This is a genomic window from Pseudomonas putida (assembly GCF_030159595.1).
Taxonomy (GTDB): domain Bacteria; phylum Pseudomonadota; class Gammaproteobacteria; order Pseudomonadales; family Pseudomonadaceae; genus Aquipseudomonas; species Aquipseudomonas putida_AC.
On sequence record NZ_BSKJ01000005.1, the window covers coordinates 313617 to 336480 of the forward strand.

23 protein-coding genes are annotated in these 22864 nt (G+C 62.3%); 8 read left to right on the forward strand and 15 right to left on the reverse strand.

Annotated features, from left to right (window positions below; genetic code table 11):
* Positions 1-34 precede the first annotated feature (34 nt).
* Positions 35-214, reverse strand: a complete 180-nt coding sequence (locus tag QQL85_RS13805) for a CsbD family protein (protein WP_284354114.1) — start codon at positions 212-214, stop codon at positions 35-37.
* A 243-nt stretch (positions 215-457) separates the two neighbouring features.
* Here QQL85_RS13805 and QQL85_RS13810 point away from each other — a divergent pair, with 243 nt between their 5' ends.
* Together QQL85_RS13810 and QQL85_RS13815 are read left to right on the forward strand one after the other, a co-directional pair.
* Positions 458-1930, forward strand: a complete 1473-nt coding sequence (locus QQL85_RS13810) for a NosD domain-containing protein (RefSeq protein WP_284354115.1) — start codon at positions 458-460, stop codon at positions 1928-1930.
* Positions 1931-2047: 117 nt separating this feature from the next.
* Positions 2048-2428: a hypothetical protein gene (locus QQL85_RS13815; protein WP_060498687.1), complete on the forward strand. Its 381-nt coding sequence runs from the start codon at positions 2048-2050 to the stop codon at positions 2426-2428.
* 5 nt (positions 2429-2433) lie between these two features.
* Here the strand turns inward: QQL85_RS13815 and QQL85_RS13820 are convergent, their stop codons facing one another.
* From QQL85_RS13820 to QQL85_RS13835, 4 genes are all read right to left on the reverse strand, one after another.
* The gene (locus QQL85_RS13820; protein ID WP_284354116.1) at positions 2434-3270 is read right to left on the reverse strand and encodes a CvfB family protein; all 837 of its coding nucleotides are present in this window, start codon (positions 3268-3270) and stop codon (positions 2434-2436) included.
* Positions 3271-3378: 108 nt separating this feature from the next.
* On the reverse strand, positions 3379-5832 hold the full coding sequence (locus tag QQL85_RS13825; RefSeq protein WP_284354117.1) for a TonB-dependent siderophore receptor: 2454 nt from the start codon (positions 5830-5832) through the stop codon (positions 3379-3381).
* Positions 5833-5940: 108 nt separating this feature from the next.
* On the reverse strand, positions 5941-6882 hold the full coding sequence (locus QQL85_RS13830; RefSeq protein ID WP_284354118.1) for a FecR domain-containing protein: 942 nt from the start codon (positions 6880-6882) through the stop codon (positions 5941-5943).
* Positions 6879-7397, reverse strand: a complete 519-nt coding sequence (locus QQL85_RS13835) for a sigma-70 family RNA polymerase sigma factor (protein WP_284354119.1) — start codon at positions 7395-7397, stop codon at positions 6879-6881. Before QQL85_RS13835 ends, QQL85_RS13830 begins: the two co-directional genes overlap by 4 nt.
* A gap of 147 nt (positions 7398-7544) precedes the next feature.
* On the opposite strand from QQL85_RS13835, the gene QQL85_RS13840 reads away from it, so the two are divergent.
* Positions 7545-8405, forward strand: a complete 861-nt coding sequence (locus QQL85_RS13840; RefSeq protein WP_284354120.1) for a DUF6279 family lipoprotein — start codon at positions 7545-7547, stop codon at positions 8403-8405.
* A gap of 129 nt (positions 8406-8534) precedes the next feature.
* Here QQL85_RS13840 and aceK read toward each other — a convergent pair whose 3' ends face one another.
* Entirely contained in the window at positions 8535-10244 is a 1710-nt protein-coding gene (gene aceK / locus QQL85_RS13845; protein WP_284354121.1) for a bifunctional isocitrate dehydrogenase kinase/phosphatase, read from the reverse strand.
* A gap of 126 nt (positions 10245-10370) precedes the next feature.
* Between aceK and QQL85_RS13850 the strand changes: the two genes are divergently transcribed.
* A complete protein-coding gene (locus QQL85_RS13850) occupies positions 10371-11246 on the forward strand; it encodes a DMT family transporter (protein WP_284354122.1) in 876 nt (291 codons plus the stop codon).
* 13 nt (positions 11247-11259) lie between these two features.
* Positions 11260-11718, forward strand: a complete 459-nt coding sequence (locus tag QQL85_RS13855; RefSeq protein ID WP_284354123.1) for a DUF4265 domain-containing protein — start codon at positions 11260-11262, stop codon at positions 11716-11718.
* A gap of 3 nt (positions 11719-11721) precedes the next feature.
* Here the strand turns inward: QQL85_RS13855 and QQL85_RS13860 are convergent, their stop codons facing one another.
* The 4 genes from QQL85_RS13860 to cysK form a co-directional block, all read right to left on the reverse strand.
* A complete protein-coding gene (locus QQL85_RS13860) occupies positions 11722-12603 on the reverse strand; it encodes a DMT family transporter (protein ID WP_284354124.1) in 882 nt (293 codons plus the stop codon).
* Between the two features lie 114 nt (positions 12604-12717).
* On the reverse strand, positions 12718-12879 hold the full coding sequence (locus QQL85_RS13865; protein ID WP_284354125.1) for a hypothetical protein: 162 nt from the start codon (positions 12877-12879) through the stop codon (positions 12718-12720).
* 157 nt (positions 12880-13036) lie between these two features.
* Entirely contained in the window at positions 13037-13972 is a 936-nt protein-coding gene (locus tag QQL85_RS13870) for an aspartyl/asparaginyl beta-hydroxylase domain-containing protein (RefSeq protein ID WP_284354126.1), read from the reverse strand.
* Positions 13973-14145: 173 nt separating this feature from the next.
* Positions 14146-15120 carry a cysteine synthase A gene (cysK, locus tag QQL85_RS13875; RefSeq protein WP_284354127.1) on the reverse strand — a complete coding sequence of 325 codons (975 nt, stop codon included), beginning with the start codon at positions 15118-15120 and terminating at the stop codon, positions 14146-14148.
* 222 nt (positions 15121-15342) lie between these two features.
* Here cysK and QQL85_RS13880 point away from each other — a divergent pair, with 222 nt between their 5' ends.
* Together QQL85_RS13880 and QQL85_RS13885 are read left to right on the forward strand one after the other, a co-directional pair.
* Entirely contained in the window at positions 15343-16188 is an 846-nt protein-coding gene (locus QQL85_RS13880) for an AAA family ATPase (RefSeq protein ID WP_012273667.1), read from the forward strand.
* A gap of 12 nt (positions 16189-16200) precedes the next feature.
* Entirely contained in the window at positions 16201-17379 is a 1179-nt protein-coding gene (locus QQL85_RS13885; RefSeq protein WP_284354128.1) for a vWA domain-containing protein, read from the forward strand.
* A gap of 114 nt (positions 17380-17493) precedes the next feature.
* On the opposite strand, the gene QQL85_RS13890 is transcribed toward QQL85_RS13885, so the two are convergent.
* Genes QQL85_RS13890 through QQL85_RS13905 form a run of 4 tightly spaced genes read right to left on the reverse strand, consistent with a single transcriptional unit; the run spans position 17494 to position 21166 of the window.
* On the reverse strand, positions 17494-18411 hold the full coding sequence (locus QQL85_RS13890) for a biotin-dependent carboxyltransferase family protein (RefSeq protein WP_284354129.1): 918 nt from the start codon (positions 18409-18411) through the stop codon (positions 17494-17496).
* Positions 18408-19094 carry a 5-oxoprolinase subunit PxpB gene (gene pxpB / locus QQL85_RS13895; RefSeq protein WP_284354130.1) on the reverse strand — a complete coding sequence of 229 codons (687 nt, stop codon included), beginning with the start codon at positions 19092-19094 and terminating at the stop codon, positions 18408-18410. The genes QQL85_RS13890 and pxpB overlap by 4 nt, the downstream gene beginning before the upstream one ends.
* Positions 19091-19870 (reverse strand): 5-oxoprolinase subunit PxpA, encoded by a 780-nt coding sequence (locus tag QQL85_RS13900; RefSeq protein WP_284354131.1) that lies wholly within the window; start codon positions 19868-19870, stop codon positions 19091-19093. The genes pxpB and QQL85_RS13900 overlap by 4 nt, the downstream gene beginning before the upstream one ends.
* Positions 19871-19879: 9 nt before the next feature.
* Positions 19880-21166, reverse strand: a complete 1287-nt coding sequence (locus QQL85_RS13905; RefSeq protein WP_284354132.1) for an MFS transporter — start codon at positions 21164-21166, stop codon at positions 19880-19882.
* A 130-nt stretch (positions 21167-21296) separates the two neighbouring features.
* On the opposite strand from QQL85_RS13905, the gene QQL85_RS13910 reads away from it, so the two are divergent.
* Complete coding sequence (locus QQL85_RS13910; protein ID WP_284354133.1) at positions 21297-22208, forward strand: LysR family transcriptional regulator; 912 nt, start codon at positions 21297-21299, stop codon at positions 22206-22208.
* 134 nt (positions 22209-22342) lie between these two features.
* On the opposite strand, the gene QQL85_RS13915 is transcribed toward QQL85_RS13910, so the two are convergent.
* Complete coding sequence (locus QQL85_RS13915; protein WP_284354134.1) at positions 22343-22864, reverse strand: DUF2937 family protein; 522 nt, start codon at positions 22862-22864, stop codon at positions 22343-22345.

The window sequence follows — 22864 nt, forward strand, 5'->3', positions numbered from 1 at the left end:
TGCCCGCGAAGAGGCAGGGTCAGGATGCATCAAATCAAGGCTTTTTCAGCGCATCCTTCACATTGCCCTTGATCTGCTGCGCCTCGCCCTTCAGCTCCTGCGCCTTGCCCTCGGCCCGCAGCTTGTCGTTGTCGGTCACCTTGCCGACGCCCTGCTTGATGTTGCCGACGGCTTCGTTGGCCAGGCCTTTCGCTTTGTCTGTAGTACCGCTCATGGCAAAACTCCTGCAATGGGAGACACGTGAACCGTGTCGACAGTGGGTTGACCCAACGCCCTCGTCAGGAGTTTCAACGGATTTGTAACGCTTGAACCGAGCGGTAAAACTGCGGGCGAATACCGCACCGAATCGGCCCTTCGCCCGCGCGATGCCATCAGCCCTGCCCTAGAATCCCCGCAAACGTCCGCCCAAAGCAGGCTGGCACTTCATAAAAACAATGTTTTCCGGATACCCGCACCCATGCGTCTGATGCCTGCGCTGGTGGCCTTGCTGCCACTGCTTCCCTTGCCCGCCCTGGCCGCCACACCGACCAGCCCCGAAACCCTGCGTGTCGAGCGTTACACCGACGACGGCCAGCCCGGCTCGCTGCGCTGGGCCATCGAAACCAGCAACCAGAACCCCGGCCACTACCGCATCGACATCGCGGCGGTCGGCAAGCCGCCCTACGTTATCCGCCCCAGCCGCGCGCTGCCGGAAATCAAAGGCCCGGTACGCATTACCGGCCTGCCTTGGGCGCACGACGGCCAATACATCGCCATCGACGGTTCGGCGTACATCAAGGACCAGGGCGTACGCACCTGCCCCGGCGCCCTGCCCGGCCAGTTCGGCACAAACGTGCGCACCACCACCAACCCCGGGCTGGTGCTGCGTGATACCCAAGGCGTGCACCTGAGCGGGCTGGAGGTGCGCAACTTCTGCATCGGCATCCTGGTCAACCGCGCCAGTGGCAACGTGATCGAAGATAACCGCATCGTCGCCAACAAAGGCGGAGCGGGCATCATGCTGACCGGTGATGACGGCGCCGGTAACCCCACCGCCACCACCACGAACAACAACAAGGTGCTGCGCAACCAGCTGATCGACAACGGTGACGGCCTGGAGCTGACCCGCGGCGCGGCGTTCAACCTGGTGGCCGACAACCTGTTCCGCTCCACGCCCGCCAACCCCGAGCCCTCGCAGGGTATCGAGATTCTGCTGGGCAACGACAACAGCGTGGTGCGCAACCGCTTCGAGAACTACTCCGACGGCCTGCAGATCAACTGGGGCAAGCGCAACTACCTGGCGGCCAACACCTTCAGCGGCAACTCGATCGGGGTCAGCGTTACCGGCGAGGGCAACATCCTCGACGGCAACCTGATCCACGGCAACCGCATCGGCGTGGCCCTGCGTCCGGAGCCGGACACAACCGCCACGCGCCTCAGCGCCAACCGTATCTGGGGGAACAGCCAGGACATCCGCCGCTGCGAGGCAGGCGGCTCTTGCGTGCCCAACCAACGGACCGGCGCCATCGTGTTTGGCGTACCCGCGCAGGCGCATGCGCTGTATGTGGGGTCGCGCGGGGTGGGGGCCGACCTGGCGAAACAGGACCAGGCAATCATCTGCGATACCAAAGGTGAGCCCAAGCCTTGCCAGCCGCTGCCCAACCACAATCAACAGGCGCCACGGCTGATTGCGCTGGAGGGCAATGTGTTGCGCGGTGAAGTGCAGGGGCCGGGGTCGAGCCTGCTGCGGGTGGAGTTCTTTGGCAATGCCGAGGCAGATGGCACCGAGGCGCAGCAGTACCTCGGGGAGGTGCTGGTGAACAGTGACAAGCAGGGGCAGGCGCGGTTTGCCCAGGTGCTGGAGAATATCGGTGGGCTGCGCAGCTTTACTGCGACCGTGACTACCGCAGATGGGGCTACTTCGGAATTGAGCCTGCCGGTTAGGCGTTAAGGCTACCAGCCTCTTCGCGGGTGACCGCGTGAAGAGGCCAGCACAGGCAAACCTTGCCCCGCCCCGTGCCACCCCTCACAATGCAGGCCTTCATAGCGTCAACCCGCAGGAACCTGCATGAAACTCGACAAACCCGCCGCCATCGCCCGGCGCAACGAAGCATTGGCCAAGCCGGTGCTGAACAGCAACAACACCCTGTTCGCCATCCTGGACAACAAACGCAACCTGTGGTGGTTCGAAGTGCCCGTGAAGCTGCTGGGCAAGGGCCAGGCCGACTGGGTCAACCTGCTGCTGCACACGCCGGAAAGCGATGAGCTGCAGCACCTGAAGGTGCCCACCAACTTCCTCAAGGCTCACCTGGAGCAGATGGAAGTGCGCAAGCCCGGCAAGCGCCGCTCGACCATCAGCCTGGCCCTCAGCGCTGACCGCGACTCGCTGCTGCGCGACACCCGTCCGGGTGGCGAGCAGCTGGACTTCCGCAACTTCGTGCAGGCGTAAGGCCGTCAGACCTTTTCGATACGATCGTCATGGATGACGATCGAGCCCTGCTTGAACAGCGCGCCAATGGCCTTCTTGAAGTTGCCCTTGCTGACGTTGAACAGCTTGCTGATCAGCGCCGGGTCGCTCTTGTCGCACACGGCCAACACCCCACCTTCAGCCTCCAGGCGCGCCATGATCTGCTCTTGCAGGCTATCGGCCAGGGCCGCACCCACCGGCTGCAGGCTCAGGGCGATCTTGCCGTCGTGGCGCACTTCCTTGATGAAGCCCTTCTCGTGCATGCCCGAACGCAGGAACTTGAACACCTCGTTCTTGTGGATCAGGCCCCAGTGACGGTTGTTGATGATGGCCTTGAAGCCCATCGGCGTTTCGCCGGCCACCAACAACTCGACCGGTTGCCCGACTTTGTAGTCAGCCGGGGTGACGTCGAGGTAGCGGTCCAGGCGTGAAGTAGCGGTGATGCGGCGGGTGCGCTTGTCGAGGTAGACGTGCACCACGCAGTAATCGCCGATCTTCAGCTGCCGTGCTTCTTCCGAGTACGGCATCATCAGGTCCTTGGACAGGCCCCAGTCCAGGAAGATGCCGGCACCGTTGATGTCCTTGACCTTGAGGCTGGCGAATTCGCCGACCTGCACCTTGGGCTTCTCGGTGGTGGCGATCAGCTGGTCTTCGCTGTCCAGGTAGATGAACACGTTCAGCCAGTCATCCACCTCGGTTTCGGCGTTTTTCGGGATGTAGCGCCCGGGCAGCAGGATCTCGCCATCGGCGCCACCGTCCAGGTACAGACCGAAGTCCACATGCTTCACGATTTGCAAACTGTTGTAACGCCCAAGCAGAGCCATTTCTGAAGATCCTCAAGACAAGGGGGCTATTTTCCGGACAGACATGGGGTGGTGTCAAAGCTTCCGGACGGTTGCCCCTATGCCAATTGCACTAGGGGGGGGAAATCCTCAGAAATCGTAGCGCAGGTTCAACATGGCGTTACGCGGAGCACCGTAGTGGCCGTAGTTGCCGGCAAAGCCTGCATAGTACTTTTCGTCGAACAGGTTGTTGATATTGAGGGTCGTGCTGAGGTGGTCGGTGACTTGGTAGCGCGCCATCAAGCTGGCCACATAGTAGTCATCCTGCTTTGCCCGGGTCTGGTAGCGGGTAAAGTACAGTGACGTACCCGAGTTCCAGTTGACGCCACCGCCGACGGTGAGCTTGTCCCATTCGCCAGGCAGGCGGTAGGTGGTCCAGAAACGCACCGTATCTGAGGGTAATTGGGACAGCTGGCGGTTCCCGTCGGCGTCTTCGGTACGGGACCAGCTGTAACTGGACTGTACGTTCCAGCCTGGCAGTACCTCGCCGGAAAGTTCTAGGTCGACACCTTTGGTCTCGGCACCGCTGACAGCTTTATAGGCGATGTCGCTGGTACCTGGAATCGTCTCGCCCGTGGCGACACCCAGATTGTCGCGTTTGATGTAGTAGATCGCGGCGTTGGCATTGAGGCGGCTGTCGAAGAACTCGCCTTTCCAGCCGGCCTCGTAGTTGGTGCCTTCCACGGGGGCCAGTGGCTTGTTGTCGATGTCCCGGTTCGATTGCGGTTTGAAAATATCGGTGTAGCTGACATAAACCGATTGCTCAGGCGTCAAGTCGTAGACGATGCCAGCATAAGGTGTGACCACGCCACGTTCGCGCATCCCATATACAGTGGGGTCCCGTTCGGGAACGGCATTGAGTACTTTCGAATAGTAGTTGTATTCGTAGTTGCTGCCACGAGCCCCCAGGATCAAGTGAAGATGATCGGTGAAATTCAGGCGCGTTGCGGCGAAGTATCCGCTTTGCCGCGAGTTTATGTTGAAGTCCAGTAATGGTGTATAGCTGGCCGGTTTCGGAAGTTCGTTATCCCAGGTATCGAAGTCGAAGCTCTGGGTGCCACCCGAGTAAGAAAAGTGCGTATTGTCGTATTGTTGATAGTTGTAGCCGAATATCAGCTCATGGGTCTGGCCAAAGGCTTGAAATGGCCCTTGCAGCGTCACATCCACGCCTTTTTGTGTCTGATCAGCCCACGACTTACCCCGCTCGCCGGTGGCGCGGTTGGTTGCCGGGTCCAGGCTGGAGGTCAGGCTGTTGGTGGCGTAGTAGGCAACGCCGACGTCCCGGTCTACGTCCATGTAGTTCGCGGCCACTTTCAACTGCCAATCGTTGGCAAGCTGCTGTTCGACGTTGATGGTGTAGTTGAAGGTTTCATAGTCATCATAGGCCCAGCGTGCCCCCGCGCTGGTCGAGCGCGAAAAGTTGGTTTGCTGGCCATTGTTGTACATCAGCGGTACGCCAGGGGCACCGGTGGCTTTGTAGGTCTGATAGTCGATACCGAAGCGCACCAAGGTGGTATCGGTGACATCGGCTTCGATGACGCCATAGGCAATGTTCTTGTCCTGGCTGTACCAGTCCATGAAGGTATTGTTGTCCTGCTTGGCAGCCACGAAGCGGCCACGCAGCTTGCCGCTGTCGATCAGCGGACCGGAGACATCTGCTTCCAGGCGGTTAAAGTCCCAAGAGCCGATTGTGCCTTGCACATAGGATTGAAAGTGCGCAGTCGGGCGCTTGTGAATGACGTTCACTACACCGCTGGGGTCGCCTGCGCCGGTCATTAGGCCAGTAGCACCGCGAACGATCTCCACATGATCGTACAGAGCCATGTCCAACAAGGTGCTGGGTGTGGTGCGTGTCTGGTTCTCCTGGGTCGTGGTCACCCCGTCGATCTGGTAGGTGCTGATCACGTTGCCACGAGAATAGATGTTGAAGCGCTCACCACCGTCTTGGGACATGGTGATGCCGGGGGCCTGTGTCAGCACTTCACTCATCGTATGCAGTTGCTGGTCATCCATGCGCTGACGGGTGACGACGCTAATGGTCTGTGGCGTCTCACGAATCGACAAATTCATCTTGGTCGCCGTGCTGGTCGCCCCGGTCGTGTAAGACCCGGTCCCTTCCGTCGTGGCCCCCAAGCCTGCGGCATTGATGCTGGTTGCGCCCAGTTCGAGCGCCCCATCCGTCGATCGTGGCAACAGCACATAATTGCCATTGCTCGCGGCCATCACCTGCAGCTCACTCCCCGCCAGCAACCGGGCAAAGCCTTGTTCAACGCTGTACGTCCCCTGCAACCCCGGGCTGTGCTTGCCCTGGGTCAGTTCTGCCTCGAACGACAACACCACCCCGGCATCGCTGGCAAAGCGGCTGAGCACCGCGCCCAGTGGCCCGGCGGCGATGGCGTAGCTGCGTGCGGCTTCGGCAGCACTGGCCTGCCCGGCACTGGTCAGCGGATGAACCACACCCGCCTGCAGCAGCAAGGCGGCACTGAACATGGCGACGACAAGGGGTTTTCTGGGGTAAGTGTGGGGGGTAACGCGGCGTGGCATGGGGGGCTCCTTCAAAGGCCTGTAGTGGCGGTTTGCAGGAGGGGTCGTGTGAAACCGGAAAACCGACAATGCAAACGAGAAATATTTTTAAAAAAGCCCGATGCAGCATCAGCCCAAAGGCCGCACCCGCACCCAGAACCGCGTATGTGTCTCGATGCGCACCGGCAACGCCTGGGCAATCGCCTCCAACGCACGCGCCGTATCGTCCAGCGGGAAGGCCCCGGAAAGGCGCAGGTGCGCAACGTCCTTCGAACATTCGATGAAACCTGGGCGATAACGCTGCAATTCATCCAGCACCCGGCCCAACGGCCAGTTATCGATCACCAACCGCCCATTGACCCACTCGTCGCGATTGGGGTCGAGTACCTGCGGCGCAGGCAATGGCCCTGAACCAAAACGCAGGCTCATACCCGCCTCCACCCGAAACGGCTCGGCCTCTGGTCGGTTGCGCACGGCAACGGCATGTTCAAGCACATCCAGTTCAGTCTGCCCGTCCAGCTGGCGCACGACAAAGCGCGTACCCAGCGCACGCATCTCGCCCTGCTGGCTGCGCACGCTGAGTGGCCGGGCATCCTTGGCTGTGGTCACCATGATCTCCCCCGCGCGCAGGATGATCAGGCGTTGCAAGTGGTCATAGCGAATGTCCACGGCACTGGCCGTGTTCAGCGTCAGTTGTGTGCCATCCTCCAGCCGCAGCTGGCGCCGCTCACCCGTGGCGGTGCGCACATCGGCCAGCCACAACGGCGTCTGCCGGTAGCCGGTCCAGGCCAGGCCCGACACACCAAGGCCCAGCACCAGGCCCTTGAGCACGGTACGCCTGCCTGCCAATGGCGGCTCCACCACCAGCGTCCGTTGCGCCACGGCCGCCGGCACACTGCGCAACTCGGCGTGAAAGGCCTCCAAACGCTGCCAGGCCCATTGATGAACCGGGTCGCCCTGATGCCAGGCCTGCCAACGCTGATACAGCGCCGGGTAGTCTGCCCCCGCACTCAAGCGGGCATGCCACTGCGCCGCATCACGCAGCGCCTGGCGTTGCTGTGCGGCGCTCACAGTTCGGCATCCAGCGCAAACAGCAGGCACTGCTCGGTGGCCTTGGCGATGTATTTGGTCACCGAACTGACAGACACGCCCAGGCGCTCGGCGATTTCGGCGTAGCTCAAGCCTTCGAGGTGAGAAAGAAACAGCGCCTGGCGAACCTTGTGGTTCAGGCCATCCAGCATGGCATCAAGCTGCAGCAGCGTTTCCAACAGCACGACCCGATGTTCTGGGGAGGCCTCTACAAGCGCTGGCTCCAGGGCCATGGCTTCCAGATAAGCCTGCTCCAGCGAACGACGACGCAAATGGTCGACCATCACCCGCTTGGCCACCGTCGCCAGAAAGTTGCGCGGTTCCCGCAGGGGATGGGCCACCGTGCTGGCGATCAGGCGTACGAAGGTGTCCTGGGTCAGGTCCGCCGCCCGCTCCCGGTCGCCCAGGCGACGGCGCAGCCAGCCTTGCAGCCAGCCGCTGTGGTCGCGGTACAGGCAGTGCATGTCATCGTGCGGTGCAGGCGGAACCTTGTACACGCGATCATCCTTGTAACGATGCGGATAAGAATTAGTCGCAATAATAGTGGCATTGCCGATGGAAGGAAACCGCCATTGCCGCGATGCAATGGAACCCTGCGGCTACCCTTACTTCTACCGATTGGCCGCCACTGCAAGGAACAGCACATGCCTGCACGCCTGTCCAAAGCCCTGCTCATCGCCATCGGCTTCGCCCTGGCCCTGGCCGCCTGCAGCCGTATCGACCTGGCCTACCGCAACCTCGACCGCCTGGTGCCGTGGTCGCTGGGCGATTACCTGGACATGAACCGCGAGCAGAAGGCCTTGCTCGACGACCGGTTGCGCGAGCACCTGGCCTGGCATTGCAAGACCCAGCTACCCGGCTACCTCGACTGGCTGGACCGGGTGCGCGGCATGGTGGCCGATGACCAGGTCACCGACCAGGCCCTGCAGCAACGCACCCGTGAGGCCCGCGAGGCGATTGGCCGGGTGGCTGAAGAAATCACCCCGTCGGCCACAGAACTGCTGCGTGGCATGAGCGACACCCAGGTGGCGGAGATGCGCGATGCCTTGCGCAACGACATCAGCGAACGGCAGAAGCAGTATGTGGATACACCGCTGGCCAAACAGATCGACCGCCGTACCGAACGCATGGAAAAGCGCCTGACGCCATGGCTGGGGGAATTGACGCCAGTGCAGAAGCAGCGGGTGCAGGCCTGGTCGCAGGCGCTGGGCGACCAGAACCGCGAATGGATCGCCAACCGCGCCCACTGGCAACAGCAATTGATGCTGGCGATGAACCAGCGCAACGACGCCAGCTTCGAACCGCGCCTGGCGACGCTGTTGCAGCGCAAGGAAAGTTTGTGGACGCCGGCGTATCGTGCGGCGTTTCAGAATACCGAGCGGCAAGCCCGGAGTTTACTGGTGGACCTGGTGCAGCAAAGCACGCCGCAACAGCGGCGGTTTTTGCAGGATAGGTTGGGCAAGGTGCGGACGGATTTCAGTGAGTTGAAGTGTTTGAGGGGATAATTGTGCTCAGCAGGCCTGGCCTCTTCGCGGGCAAGCCCGCTCCCACAGGTAATGAGTTGCCCTCAGGCACAGCGCTGTACTTGTGGGAGCGGGCTTGCCCGCGAAGAAGCCGGTCCTGGTAAAGCACGATTACCGGGCCTTGCGCCGGTACGGAAACACATCAATCACCTTCCCCTCACGAATCGCCGCCTGCAACCCCTTCCAGTAATCCGCGTCATACAACTCCCCGTGCAAGCGGCTGAACAACCGCCGCTGGCCGATATCGGCAAACAGAAACGGTGGAAACTCTTCGGGAAACACATCATGCGGGCCGATCGAGTACCACGGCTCGCCCGACATTTCGTCCTCCGGGTAACGCGGCGGCGGGATATGGCGAAAGTTCACCTCGGTCAAAAAGCTGATTTCGTCATAGTCGTAGAACACCACCCGGCCATGGCGGGTAACGCCAAAGTTCTTCAGCAGCATGTCACCCGGGAAGATGTTCGCCGCCGCCAGCTGCTTGATCGCCAGGCCATAGTCTTCCAGCGCCTCATGCACCTGACCTTCACTGGCATGCTCCAGGTACAGGTTCAGCGGCGTCATGCGCCGCTCGGTCCAGCAGTGGCGGATCAGCACCGTGTCCCCCTCCAGCGCCACGGTCGACGGCGCCACCTCCAGCAGTTCAGCCAGGCACTCCGGCTCGAACTTGTCACGCGGGAAGCGAAAATCGGCAAACTCCTGGGTATCGGCTAGGCGCCCGACCCGATCAACGCTTTTTACCAACCGGTACTTGTCGATCACCGTGGCGCGGTCAACGGTTTTCGAGGGTGAAAAACGGTCCTTGATGATCTTGAACACCGTATTGAAGCCCGGCAGGGTGAACACGCTCATGACCATGCCACGCACGCCGGGCGCCATGACGAAGCGGTCGTCGCTGCCCGCCAGGTGGTTGATCAGCGCCCGGTAGAACTCCGACTTGCCGTGTTTGTAGAAGCCGATTGAAGTGTACAGCTCGGCAATGTGCTTGCCGGGCAGGATGCGCTTGAGGAAGTTGACGAACTCCGCCGGCACCGGCACATCGACCATGAAGTACGAGCGGGTGAAGGAAAAGATGATCGACACCTCGGCCTCGTCGGTAATCAGCGCATCGGCCTCGATGCCATGCCCTTCGCGGTGCAGCAGCGGGATCACCAGGGGCCACTGCTCGTCGCTGTTGTAAAGCCGACCGACCAGGTAGGCCCCCTTGTTGCGGTACAACACTGGTGAAAACAGCTCCACCGCAAGCGTCGCGTCCTTGCAGACCCAGTCCGGCAGGCATTCGCGCAGCTGCTCCTCAAGGCGTGACAGGTCGCTTTCCAGGTCGCCATAGACGAATGCATAGTCGGCGAAGATCGCCCGCAACAGGCCCTTGAGGCTGCCATCGGGGCAATAGGTACGGGTTTGTGCAGCGCGCTGGTGGCTGCGGATCGACGGCCGGGTGGTGTGGATGAACATGCAGCCGTCGCTGATCTGGTCATGGCTGAACAGGCTGCAGAACAGCGAGTTGTACCAGGTTTCCGACAGTTCATCGTCCAGGCGCGGGTCAATCAGGCCTATGTAGGCACTTTTCACCAAGGGCCACTGGCCGACCTCCAGCAGCACCTCGTCATCGAACGCATCCCGCAACCAGCCGTTGACCTCGCCGACCTTCTGTTCATACAGGTTGATCCGTGCGGCGGCGGCGCGCTGGCACGCTTGCCAGCGCGCCTGTTCGAAACGCTCACGGGCACCGAGGGTGATGCGGCGAAAATGCTCGCGATAGTCGTCAAAGCCATCGAGGATCATCCGGGCGATCTCGCCGGCAGGCCAGTGCTGGGTCATGCAGGACACCTCGGTGCGGGGTGAGATAGACAGCTTAGCCGCACAGGATTACACCGCAAGAAAGCACAAGAATCTCCCCGCCCCCTCGCGTAAACTCGCGCCCCTGCCCTGCCTCCGGAGACCGTCGTGAGCCCCATCGCCCTAGCCCGCCTGCTAACCCTTGCCGCCGTCTGGGGGGCGAGTTTCCTGTTCATGCGTATCATCGCCCCCGAGCTGGGCACAGTGCCGACCGCGTTCTTCCGCGTGTCCATCGCTTGCCTGGGCCTGGTGGCCATCGTCGCCGCCGCCCGCGTGCGCTGGGACTTCCAAGGCAAGCTCGGCGCCTGCCTGGTGCTGGGCATGATCAACTCCGGCATCCCCGCCACCTTCTACTCCGTAGCGGCCCAGGTATTGCCGGCCGGCTATTCGGCAATTTTCAACGCCACCACGCCACTGATGGGCGTACTGATCGGCGTGCTGTTCTTCCGTGAACCCATGACACTGCCCAAGCTCTGCGGCATCTTCCTGGGCCTGTTCGGCGTCGGCATCCTCAGCGGCGCCGGCCCGGTGGCACTGGACATGGCCCTGCTGCAAGGCGCCCTCGCCTGCCTGGCAGCCACCACCTGTTACGGCTTTGCGGGCTTTCTCGCCCGCCGCTGGGTCACCGGCCTGGACAGCCGCCTGTCGGCACTGGGCAGCATGCTCGGCGCTACCCTGATGCTGAGCCCGCTGTTCGCCTGGAGCGCGATCAGTCAGCCGCCTGCCAGTTGGGGTGGCTGGCAGGTGTGGCTGTCGCTGCTGGGCCTGGGTCTGCTGTGCACGGCGTTCGCCTACATCCTGTACTTCCGCCTGCTCGAGGAAATCGGCCCGGTCAAGGCCAGCACCGTGACCTTCCTGATCCCGGTATTCGGCGTATTGTGGGGAGCGTGGTTGCTGGACGAGCCGCTGTCGATGGCACACCTGTACGGCGGCTTGCTGATTGGCGTGGCACTGTGGCTGGTGCTGCGCCCGGCGCGCAGCTGAAGCGGGGTAGACGATGAGCGACGCGTACAAGAAAGTCCTGTTCCGCCTGGAACAGGACGAGACCGGCTACCCACCGGCCTCGGTCGAGGGCCTGTGGGTCAAGGCCGTGGAAGGGGGCTATGCCGTCGACAACATCCCCTTCCATGTCTACGGCATCGCCCCAGGTGATGTGATCGCGACCCGTGAAGAAGGCGGCGAAACCTGGTTCGATACACTGCGCAGCAGCAGCGGCAGCTCGGTATTCCGGGTGCTGGTAAAGCCACCAGAAACCCTCGACCAAGTACGCACGGCCCTGCAGGACTTCGGCTGCAACTGCGAAACCGAGCAGGCCGTGAAGATGCTGGCGGTCGAGGTCCCATCGCAGCGGTCACTCGATACCCTCCTCTACTACCTGCTCACCCAGCGCGAAGCCGGCCTGCTGGACTTCGAGGAAGGCGTACTGCGCCATGCCATCCCCGAAGAGTTCCGCTAAGGCTTACGCCTCGGCCAGCCGCGCAGCGGGCTTGCGAAACACGAACAGCAGGCCGACCACGATCAGCCCCATGCCCAGCAGGCTGAGCGGTGCCAGGCGGTTACCGAAGATCAGGAAGTCCATCACTGCGGTCACTGCCGGCACCAGGTAGAACAGGCTGGTGACATTGACCAGGTTACCCTTGGCGATCAGCCGGTACAGCAGCAGGGTCGCCAGCAACGAGACCACCAGGCCCATCCACAGCAGCGCGCCGATGAAGCCGCCAGTCCACTCGACCTGCAGCGGTTGCAAAGGTGCGAACAGCGCACACATGGCAAAACCGGCCAAGTACTGCAGCGGCAGCGTGCCCATGGGGTTGTCGGTGATGCGCTTCTGCAGGATCGAACCCAAGGTCATGCTGGCCAGCGCCAGCAGGGCGAACAGCATCCCCGCCAGCGACACGCCGCCCAGGTTGATGCCCTGGTAGACCACCATGATCAAGCCAGCCAAGCCCAGCCCCAGGCCGAACAGACGGCTCCAGGAACGTTGCCGCTCCATCAGCACCACGGTAAGGATGGGTTGAACCCCCATCACCGTGGCCATGACGCCCGGGGTGACATGGGTATTGAGCGCCAGCAAATAGAAGATCTGGTAGGCGCCGAGCAGCACACACCCGGTGCCCAGGGCACGCAGAATGGCCCCACGGCTACGCGGCCAGCGCAGCCCCAGCAACGGGCCGATCAACAGCAGGCCCGTCAGCGCCAGCGCCGAGCGCAACAGCAGGAAGGCAAACGGGCTGGCATGTGCCAGGCCCAGCTTGGAGACGATCGCTCCGCTGCTCCACAGCAGGACGAACAGGCTGGTAGTGGCCGCCGAGGCCACGGAAGCTTTGGAAAAGACAGACATGTAGGCACCTGTATTCGGGCAAATAAGCCGAACGGTGGGCGTAGACTTCAGTTGGGGAAGTAGCCGACCGTGTTCAGTAGGTTGCGTGTGCGAAGGAATGCGGCCAGAAGCCGATCAGCCCAGCACGACCACGCAAGGAGGCGGCGCTACGCCGCCTACAACGCCACTGACAGGTGGTGGGTAATGACTGATCATGACCGGCTGCTGGCTGCCACGCACGACCATGCCCGCGACTGGCGCGATGGCAAAGCGTGTGGTGGAAGGGATGGCAGGCATGAACAGGGTCTTCGAGGAAGTGAATGCACTGGAATATAGCGGGAGATTCTTCGCGGGACAAGCCCGCTCCCACAAGAGCGCCATCGTCCTCGAAGGATGAGGAGAACTTGTGGGGGCGGGCTTGCCCCGCGAAGAGGCCGGGTCAGGCAACAAAAAATCAGAACAACCAGCGGTACAGCAAATAAGCCACCACCACCGCCAGTACCGGCCGCAGCACGCGGTAGGCCTTGGGGTTGGCGCGCTTGAACTGCTTCACATGGCCGCTGATCTTGTTGCTGAAGCGCTTGCTCCAGGCATACGCCTGGTTGATCCCGCCCACGCGCTCGTCATCGGTATTCTGTGGCGCGGTGGCGCGACCGAGGAAGGCACTGACCTGGCGGTTGACGCGGGTCATCAGCGAGCTGCTCAGCGGGCGCTCGATGTCGCAGAACAGGATAACGCGGGTAACGTCGGTCTCGTTCTTGACCCAGTGCACATAGGTTTCGTCGAACATCACGTCTTCGCCATCACGCCAGGCATATTCCTCGCCATCGACGTAGATGCGGCAAGCATCGGAGTTGGGGGTGGACAGGCCCAGGTGGTAGCGCAGGGAACCGGCGAACGGGTCGCGGTGCGGGTTCAGGTGGCTGCCGCCGGGCAACAGGGCGAACATCGCGCCCTTGACGTTGGGGATGCTGCTGACCAACTCGACGGTGCGCGGGCACAGGGCTTCGGCCGAAGGCAGGGGTTTGTCGTACCACTTCAGGTAAAAACGCTTCCAGCCTTTCTTGAAGAACGAGCCGAAACCGGCGTCGTTGTCCTTCTCGGCGGCGCGGATGTAGCCCTCGTCGAACAGGCGCATGGCCTCTTCGCGGATTTCCTGCCAGTTGTCCTTCAACACGTCCAGCTCAGGGAAGCGCTGGCGGTCCAGGTAGGGCTTGGACGGCACACCAGAGAACAGGTACATCAACGCGTTGTAAGGGGCAAACAGCGCCGAATGGTTGACGAACTGGCGCAACACCGGCAAGCGAGCCTTGCCGCGCAAGTGCACGAACAGCACGCTGCCAAAAAACACCAGCAAGACACCCGCCTTGGCTGCAAAGGAAAAGGTCATGCTTTCACTCCTTGGGGAAGAGCCAGGGCTGCGCGTCCTGCTCTCCTGAAAATCATCCTGCCATCATAAACCGATCCCGCCGAGGTAAAAACAACCCGAGCAGGATCGCATTCATGAAGATTTTGCAATAAACCAGGCCACCGATCGTTGCGCCGGGTCAGCGGCAAGGCCGATTACTGCTGGTTTTCCTGCTCGCTGAACATGTCGCTGAACAACATGCTGGACAGGTAACGCTCGCCCGAATCCGGCAGGACTACGACGATGGTCTTACCCTGCATTTCCGGTTTTTCGGCAAGGCGCACAGCGGCAGCCATGGCTGCGCCACAGGAGATACCGCAGAGGATGCCCTCTTCCTGCATCAAGCGGATGGCCATGGCCTTGGATTCTTCATCGGTTACCGTTTCCACCTGGTCGACGATGGACAGGTCAAGGTTTTTTGGCACAAAACCGGCGCCGATGCCCTGGATCTTGTGCGGGCTGGGTTTGAGTTCTTCGCCGGCCAAGGTCTGGGTAATCAGCGGCGACGAAACGGGCTCAACGGCCACCGACAGAATGGCCTTGCCCTGGGTGTGCTTGATATAGCGCGATACGCCGGTGATGGTGCCGCCGGTGCCCACACCTGCGACCAGTACATCGACTGCGCCGTCGGTGTCGTTCCAGATTTCCGGGCCGGTGGTTTTCTCGTGGATGGCCGGATTGGCCGGGTTTTCGAACTGGCCCGGCAGGAAGTACTGGGCCGGGTCGGACGCGACGATTTCGTTGGCCTTCTCGATGGCGCCCTTCATGCCCTTGGCCGGCTCGGTCAGCACCAGTTCGGCACCCAGTGCCTTCAGCACCTTGCGGCGCTCCAGGCTCATGGAAGCGGGCATGGTCAGCATCAGTTTGTAACCACGGGCAGCGGCGACGAAGGCCAGGCCGATACCGGTGTTGCCCGAGGTGGGCTCGACAATCGTCATACCCGGCTTGAGCTTGCCGCTGCTCTCGGCGTCCCAGACCATGTTCGCACCGATGCGGCACTTGACCGAGTAGCCCGGGTTGCGCCCTTCGATCTTGGCCAGGATGGTCACGCCACGTGGGGCGATGCGGTTGATCTGCACCAGCGGCGTGTTACCGATGGAGTGGGCGTTGTCTGCAAAGATACGGCTCATGGCAGGGGTCCTTGGCATGAAAAAGAGCAGGGAAAGACCTCAAGGGTAAGCCTGCCCCCGAGGCCCGTAAAGCCTGCAGATGTGACGGGGCATTCAGGGACTGAATACCCGGTCTGCGTTTGCAGCTGCCTGACCCCGCGTTATAGTCGGTAACAACTTACAAACAGGTGTTGCCTGTACCGGCCAAGCGGCCAGTACAGGCTTACAACAGAGGACAACCCCATGAAGTTCGAAGGCACCCGCGACTACGTCGCCACAGACGACCTGAAACTGGCGGTGAACGCGGCCATCACCCTCGAACGCCCGCTGCTGGTCAAGGGCGAGCCCGGCACCGGCAAGACCATGCTCGCCGAGCAGCTGGCTGCCTCGTTCGGCGCGCGCCTGATCACCTGGCACATCAAATCCACCACCAAGGCCCATCAGGGCCTGTACGAGTACGACGCGGTGAGCCGCCTGCGTGACTCGCAACTGGGCGTGGACAAGGTGCACGATGTGCGCAACTACCTGAAAAAGGGCAAGCTGTGGGAGGCTTTCGAGGCCGAAGAGCGGGTCATCCTGCTGATCGATGAAATCGACAAGGCCGACATCGAGTTCCCCAACGACCTGCTGCAAGAGTTGGACAAGATGGAGTTCTACGTCTACGAAATCGACGAGACCATCAAGGCCAAGCAACGCCCGATCATCATCATTACCTCCAACAACGAAAAAGAACTGCCGGATGCCTTCCTGCGCCGCTGCTTCTTCCACTACATCGCCTTCCCCGACCGCACCACGCTGCAGCAGATCGTCGACGTGCACTACCCGAACATCAGCCAGTCGCTGGTCAGCGAGGCACTGGATGTGTTCTTCGACGTGCGCAAGGTGCCAGGCTTGAAGAAAAAGCCTTCAACCTCCGAACTGGTCGACTGGCTCAAACTGCTGATGGCCGACAACATTGGTGAAGCGGTGCTGCGCGAACGCGACCCGACCAAGGCCATCCCGCCGCTGGCCGGCGCGCTGGTGAAAAACGAGCAGGACGTGCAGCTGCTGGAGCGCCTGGCCTTCATGAGCCGGCGCGGCAACCGCTGACAGGAGCCGGCCATGCTGCTCAACCTGTTCAATGAAATGCGCGCGGCCAAGGTACCGGTATCGGTGCGCGAGCTGCTGGACCTGCACCAGGCCCTGCAAAAGCATGTGGTGTTCGCCGACATGGACGAATTCTACTACCTCGCCCGCGCCATCCTGGTGAAAGACGAACGCCATTTCGACAAGTTCGACCGGGCTTTTGCCGCCTACTTCAAGGGCCTGGAAAACCTCGACCGGCACATCGAGGCACTGATCCCCGAAGATTGGCTGCGCAAGGAATTCGAGCGCTCGCTCACTGACGAAGAGCGTGCGCAGATCCAGTCCCTTGGCGGACTGGACAAGCTGATCGAAGAATTCAAGAAACGCCTTGAAGAGCAGAAGGAGCGCCACGCCGGTGGCAACAAGTGGATCGGCACTGGCGGCACCAGCCCGTTCGGCTCGGGTGGCTTCAACCCCGAGGGCATTCGCGTAGGCGAAGCCGGCAAACGCCAGGGCAAGGCGGTGAAGGTGTGGGACCAGCGCGAGTACAAGAACCTGGACGACCAGGTGGAACTCGGCACGCGCAACATCAAGCTGGCCCTGCGCCGGCTGCGCAAGTTCGCACGCGAAGGCGCCGCCGAAGAGCTGGACATCGACGGCACCATCGACCACACCGCGCGTGACGCCGGGTTGCTGAACATCCAGATGCGCCCCGAGCGGCGCAACACGGTGAAGCTGCTGTTGCTGTTCGACATCGGCGGCTCGATGGACGCGCACATCAAAGTTTGCGAGGAGCTGTTCTCGGCGTGCAAGACCGAGTTCAAGCACCTGGAGTACTACTACTTCCACAATTTCGTGTACGAATCGGTGTGGAAGAACAACCTGCGCCGCACCTCGGAGCGGTATTCCACCTTCGACCTGCTGCACAAGTATGGCGACGACTACAAAGTGGTGTTTGTCGGCGACGCAGCCATGGCACCTTACGAAATCACCCAGCCGGGTGGCAGCGTGGAGCACTGGAATGAAGAGGCCGGATATGTGTGGATACAGCGCTTCATGGAGAAGTTCAGGAAGATCATCTGGATCAACCCGTATCCGAAGCAGGCCTGGGACTACACCGCTTCAACCCATCTGGTGCGGGATTTGATCGAGGACAAGATGTACCCGCTGACCTTGCAGGGGTTGGAGGAAGGGATGCGGTATCTGTCCAAGTGATGTGGCCTGTACCGGCCTCTTCGCGGGCAAGCCCGCTCCCACAGGTACTGCGCAAGCCTTAAGGCCTGTGGCGGACCTGTGGGAGCGGGCTTGCCCGCGAAAAGGCCAGCAGCCCTATAACCAACGGCCCAGGTAAACCTGGTGCTCCCGCCAGGCCTCATCCTGCACCACCGCCCTGAACCGCACCACCGCCCCCGGCATGCACTGCGCCAGTTGCGCCAGCGCCAACGGCGTCAACGCCCCCAGCCGCGGATAGCCGCCAATGGTCTGCCGGTCATTGAGCAACACGATCGGCTGCCCATCCGGCGGTACCTGCACCGCCCCCAGCGGTATACCTTCGGAAATCATCGGCGCGCCCTGGTAGACCAACTGAGGTCCCAACAGACGTATGCCCATGCGGTCGGCACGGCTGTCCAGCGTCCAGTCACTGTTGAAGGCCTCGAACAGGCTGGTACCGCTGAAGTCGCCAATCTGCGCGCCGATCACCAGGTCGAGCACAGGCTTTTGCGCGTACTGCGGGCGCAACGCTTGCGGCATCTCGCGCAGGGATGCCGAAGCACCGGCAAATGCCAGCAACTGACCTTTACCGAGCGTAGTACCCTGGCCATCGATGCCACCCAGCGCTTCACATACCACGGTGGCACAACTGCCCAGTACATCTTCGCCTACAAATCCACCTGGTGCCGCCAGGTAGGCCCGTACGCCCTGCTTGGGTTGTTTCAGGGTCAAGCGCTGCCCCTTGGCCAGGGCAAAGCTGCGCCAAGGCGCGACAGGCTGATCGTCAACCCGCGCATCCAGGTCGGCACCGGCCAGGGCCAGCACACAATCCTGTTCGGCCACCACGCAGAACCCTCCCAGCGCCACTTCAACCACCGGCGCCGCCAACGGGTTGCCCAGCAGCCAGTTGGCCCAGTGCATCGCCACCCAGTCCAGCGCACCGCCCTGTGTCACGCCCAGGTGACGCACGCCAAAGCGCCCGGCGTCCTGCAACTGGCACAACGGCGTACTGGCCTCGATCTTCAACTGCTTCATCCCTGCGCCTCCACATCACCACCCAAGGCCACGAACTCGCTGCGCGAAACCGGCACGAAGCGCACCCGGTCACCAGGTTGCAACAGGCTGTAGCCTTCACGATCACGATCAAACAGGCGCAACGGCGTACGACCAATCAGGTTCCAGCCGCCCGGAGATACGGCCGGATAGGCCGCCGTCTGGCGTTCGGCAATACCGACGCTTCCGGCGGCCACGCGCTTGCGCGGGGTGCTCAGACGCGGGCAGGCCAGGCGCTCATCCACCAGGCCCATGAAGCCGAAACCGGGGGCAAAGCCCAGGGCAAATACTGGGTAGTCGCGCTCGCTGTGCAAGCGGATGACTTCCGCTTCACTCAAGCCGCTTCGGGCCGCCAGCACAGGCAGTTCAGGGCCGACGCTGGCGTCATACCACACCGGGATTTCATGGCGCCGGCCAGCGTTGCCGGTATCTGCCTGCAAACCCTCCAGCGCTTGGGCGATCAGCGCCCTCGCCTCGCCTGGCGGCAGGGCGAATTGCACCATCAATGTGGTGTAGGACGGCACCAGATCCAGCAGGTGCTCACCGAACGCGGTGCTCAGACGCTGGCTGGCGGCGAGCATCCACGGCATGTTGGCCTCGTCGATACAGTCGAACAGGCGCACCATCAGGCTGTCGATGGCCACCACTTCGATGCGCGGCTTCATCGTGCCTCCAAAGCGTCGAGGGCCTGGCGTATCTGCCGCACTGCCGCCACCGAACTGTCGTTGTCGCCATGTACGCAGAGGGTGCCGGCCTGCAGGCGCAGGGCACTGCCATCGTCCGCCACCAGGGTGTCGCCCCGGGCCAGACGCACGGCCTGGTCCACCACCAGTGCCGGGTCGTGGTGCACCGCACCGGGCAGGCGCCGCGACACCAGGTGGCCACTGGCGGTGTAGGCGCGGTCAGCGAATGCCTCGAACCACAGCCGCACACCGACTTCATCGCCCAAGGCCTGAGCGGCACGGTTGTCGGCAGTGGCCATCAGCATCAACGGCAGGTTGCTGTCGTAGGCTGCCACGGCCTCCAGCACCGTGCGCAGCTTGAGCGGGTCGGCCATCATGTCGTTGTACAGCGCACCATGGGGCTTCACATACGCCACGCGGCCACCCAGCACTTTGCAGATGCCGTCCAGCGCACCGATCTGATAGTGCAGCAGGTCACGGATTTCCTCTGGGCTGCACGCCATGGAGCGGCGGCCAAAGCCGACCAGGTCCGGGTAGGCCGGGTGCGCGCCGATGGTCACCCCGTGTTCCAGCGCCAGGGCCACGGTGCGGCGCATGATGCCGGGGTCGCCGGCGTGGTAGCCGCAGGCGATGTTGGCGCAGTCGATGTAGGGCATCACCTCGGCGTCCAGGCCCATGCGCCAGCTGCCAAAACTCTCGCCCATGTCGCAATTGAGTAGCAGGCGTTCCACCACGCGGTCTCCCTTGTTGTTGTTCATAGGCCTACCTTACCGCGCCTGCAGCTGTTTGCCGCGCGTTTCCGGCAGGCTCAAGGCCGCCACGATCACAATCCCGTAGGACACCGCAGAGAACATGCCGATACTCAGGCCCAGCGGCATGTTCTGGCCGAGCATGCCGATCAGCAACGGGAACAGTGCCGCAATGACCTTGCCGATGTTGTAGCAGAAGCCCTGCCCCGAACCGCGAATGCGCGTAGGGAACAGTTCGGTCAGGAACGCCCCCATGCCGCTGAAGATGCCCGAGGCGAAGAAACCCAGCGGGAAGCCCAGCCACAGCATCACGCCATCGCTGACCTGCATCTGCGTGTACAGCAGCACGATGACGAACGAGCCCACGGCGAACAGGATGAAGTTCTTCTTGCGCCCCAGCAGGTCGGACAGGTACGCGCTGACCACATAGCCCACATAAGAACCAACGATCACCATGGCCAGGTAGCCACCCGTGCCCAGCACGCTCAGGCCTCGCTCATTCTTCAGGAACGTCGGCAGCCACGAGGTGATGGCGTAGTAGCCACCCAGCGCGCCGGTGGTCAGCAGGGACGCCCGCACGGTGGTCCAGAGCATGCCCGGGGCGAAGATTTCGTAGAAGCGCGAGGGTGCCTCGGCGTTTTCTACTGCCTTGGCTTCGCGATAGACCTCAGGGTCCTTGACCAGGCGGCGAACGAAGATCACGAACACCGCCGGCACCAGCCCCAGCAGGAACAAGGCGCGCCATGCCTGCTCTGGCGGCAGCCAGGAGAACAGCAGCGCGTAGAGAATCGCCGTAAGGCCCCAGCCGATGGCCCAGCCGGATTGCACCATGCCCACCGCCTTGCCACGGTCCTGGGCGCGGATCACCTCGCCGATCAGCACCGCGCCGGCGGTCCATTCACCGCCGAAGCCAAAGCCCATCAGGGTGCGGGCGATCAGCAGTTGTTCGTAGTTCTGGGCGAAGCCGCACAGGAAGGTGAAAAAGGCGAACCACAGCACCGTCAGTTGCAGGGTGCGCACGCGGCCGATACGGTCGGAGAGGATACCGGCCACCCAGCCACCCACGGCCGAGGCGATCAACGTGCTGGTATGGATCAACCCGGCTTCGGTGGTGGTGATACCCCACAGCATGATCAGCGTGGGGATGACGAAGCTGAGCATCTGCGTGTCCATGCCGTCCAGGCCATAGCCGATCTTGCAGCTCCAGAAGGTGCGCCGTTGCTGTTTGTCGATATCGCGGTACCAGGCGAAAGGCCCGGACGAAGGTGGAGAACTGACCTGCTGCTGCACGCCGGTGGGGTTCATGGATGCCTCGGCTTGTTGGTATTGTTTTATGGGCGACATAAAGCGTCGCGGCCTGGGCGCCATTGTTCAGAGCCCGCGAGGATTGAGTCCAACGATAAAAACCGCCGGTCTGGAACAAGAAAAACTGATCATGAACCTTCGCTTCCTCGAAACCTTCGTCTGGGTCGCCCGGCTGAAAAGCTTCCGCCTGACGGCAGAAAAGCTGTTTACCACCCAAGCCTCGGTGTCCAGCCGCATTGCCGCGCTGGAGGCAGACCTTGGCGTGAAGCTGTTGCTGCGTGACTCACGCGGGGTGAGCCTGACCCCGGAAGGCGGCAAGGTGCTGGAATATGCCGAACGCATGCTGGAAACCGCCAAGGCCATGAAGCAGTCGCTGGACAGCGACCGGACCAAGGTCGGACGCATACGCATCGGGGTGATGGACACGGTGATTCACACCTGGATGAGCGCGCTGGTAGCGGAGCTGACCGAGCGCTACCCGCAGGTTGAAATCGAACTGGTGGCCGACACCGCGCTTAACCTGCGCGAGCAGTTGCAGAAGGGCTTTCTCGACGTGATCCTGCAGACCGACCTGCTGCGCGAGCAGTCCATCCGCAGCCTCGACCTGGCGCGTTACCCGATGGGCTGGGTGGTGGCTGCAGGCTCGCACCAGCACCGGGACTATGCGTCGCTGGCCGAGCTTGGGCGCGAGCGTATCATCACCTTTTCAAAAAATTCGCGACCACACCAGGAGGTACTGAGCCTGCTGCAAGCTGCGGGGGCTGAGGCACCGCGGCTGAACTGCGTGAACTCGGTGGCGGCGATTACCCGGCTGTTGCGCGATGGGTTTGGTATTGGCGCGTTACCGCCAGCGTTGGTGGATGCCGAGTTGGGCCGGGGTGAATTGGTGTTGCTGGAAGGGCTACAACCCCCGCCCAGCCTGGAGCTGGTGGTGGCCTGGCAGACCGGGGTGGCGCTGGTGGATGAAGTGGTCGGGGTTTGCCGGCAGGTGCTGGAGGGGTATGGCCGAGATGTGGGTGGGCAACGGATTGTGTTGGTCTGACTGGCTAGCTGTACCAGTACCGGCCCTTTCGCGGGCAAGCCCGCTCCCACAGGTACAGCGCAGCCCTCAAGGCCTGTGGTAATCCTGTGGGAGCGGGCTTGCCCGCGAAAGGGCCGGTACAGGCACTACGAAAATCAGCGCCAGCTCTCTTTGACCGCCCTGCGCCGCCCGCCCAGGATCACCCAGCCAATCCCCAGCAACAGGCTTTCAACCACAAAGGCCAGCACAAAACCGGCACCAACGCCCCAGCCAACGGCTTCGGGCACCAGCAGAATCTGGTAGCTGTAACCATTGAGGGTTTCTTCGCGCAGCTGCGGATCAGCCTGCACCAGCACATGCCAGGTTCGCTGGGCCCACGGCCCTTGCAGCGCCTGCCATTCGCTTTCCAGCAGTTCATTGCGGATCATCAGGCTTTCGATGCTGTTGGCATCACTGTTGAACACCAGGTCGTCACTGCTGCGGTAATGCTGCAGCAATGCCTGCAAGTCGCCCTTGAAAAAGCGCTCGGCCGTTTGCCGGAAGCCATCCAGCGCCTCGCGTGATTCGAACAGGTGCGCCTCGACCCGCTGACTGTAATCCTTGACCAGCCCCGGGACCTGGATACCGGCCAGCAGGCCGAAGGTGAACAACAGCAACCGCAGGTAACTTCTGAACAT

Bases quoted from the DNA above. Each gene is read 5' to 3' on its own strand.
- QQL85_RS13805 (WP_284354114.1), bottom strand. From the start codon at position 214: ATGAGCGGTACTACAGACAAAGCGAAAGGCCTGGCCAACGAAGCCGTC.
- QQL85_RS13810 (WP_284354115.1), top strand. From the start codon at position 458: ATGCGTCTGATGCCTGCGCTGGTGGCCTTGCTGCCACTGCTTCCCTTG.
- QQL85_RS13815 (WP_060498687.1), top strand. From the start codon at position 2,048: ATGAAACTCGACAAACCCGCCGCCATCGCCCGGCGCAACGAAGCATTG.
- QQL85_RS13820 (WP_284354116.1), bottom strand. From the start codon at position 3,270: ATGGCTCTGCTTGGGCGTTACAACAGTTTGCAAATCGTGAAGCATGTG.
- QQL85_RS13825 (WP_284354117.1), bottom strand. From the start codon at position 5,832: ATGCCACGCCGCGTTACCCCCCACACTTACCCCAGAAAACCCCTTGTC.
- QQL85_RS13840 (WP_284354120.1), top strand. From the start codon at position 7,545: ATGCCTGCACGCCTGTCCAAAGCCCTGCTCATCGCCATCGGCTTCGCC.
- aceK (WP_284354121.1), bottom strand. From the start codon at position 10,244: ATGACCCAGCACTGGCCTGCCGGCGAGATCGCCCGGATGATCCTCGAT.
- QQL85_RS13855 (WP_284354123.1), top strand. From the start codon at position 11,260: ATGAGCGACGCGTACAAGAAAGTCCTGTTCCGCCTGGAACAGGACGAG.
- QQL85_RS13860 (WP_284354124.1), bottom strand. From the start codon at position 12,603: ATGTCTGTCTTTTCCAAAGCTTCCGTGGCCTCGGCGGCCACTACCAGC.
- QQL85_RS13865 (WP_284354125.1), bottom strand. From the start codon at position 12,879: ATGCCTGCCATCCCTTCCACCACACGCTTTGCCATCGCGCCAGTCGCG.
- QQL85_RS13870 (WP_284354126.1), bottom strand. From the start codon at position 13,972: ATGACCTTTTCCTTTGCAGCCAAGGCGGGTGTCTTGCTGGTGTTTTTT.
- cysK (WP_284354127.1), bottom strand. From the start codon at position 15,120: ATGAGCCGTATCTTTGCAGACAACGCCCACTCCATCGGTAACACGCCG.
- QQL85_RS13880 (WP_012273667.1), top strand. From the start codon at position 15,343: ATGAAGTTCGAAGGCACCCGCGACTACGTCGCCACAGACGACCTGAAA.
- QQL85_RS13885 (WP_284354128.1), top strand. From the start codon at position 16,201: ATGCTGCTCAACCTGTTCAATGAAATGCGCGCGGCCAAGGTACCGGTA.
- QQL85_RS13890 (WP_284354129.1), bottom strand. From the start codon at position 18,411: ATGAAGCAGTTGAAGATCGAGGCCAGTACGCCGTTGTGCCAGTTGCAG.
- pxpB (WP_284354130.1), bottom strand. From the start codon at position 19,094: ATGAAGCCGCGCATCGAAGTGGTGGCCATCGACAGCCTGATGGTGCGC.
- QQL85_RS13900 (WP_284354131.1), bottom strand. From the start codon at position 19,870: ATGAACAACAACAAGGGAGACCGCGTGGTGGAACGCCTGCTACTCAAT.
- QQL85_RS13905 (WP_284354132.1), bottom strand. From the start codon at position 21,166: ATGAACCCCACCGGCGTGCAGCAGCAGGTCAGTTCTCCACCTTCGTCC.
- QQL85_RS13910 (WP_284354133.1), top strand. From the start codon at position 21,297: ATGAACCTTCGCTTCCTCGAAACCTTCGTCTGGGTCGCCCGGCTGAAA.
- QQL85_RS13915 (WP_284354134.1), bottom strand. From the start codon at position 22,864: ATGTTCAGAAGTTACCTGCGGTTGCTGTTGTTCACCTTCGGCCTGCTG.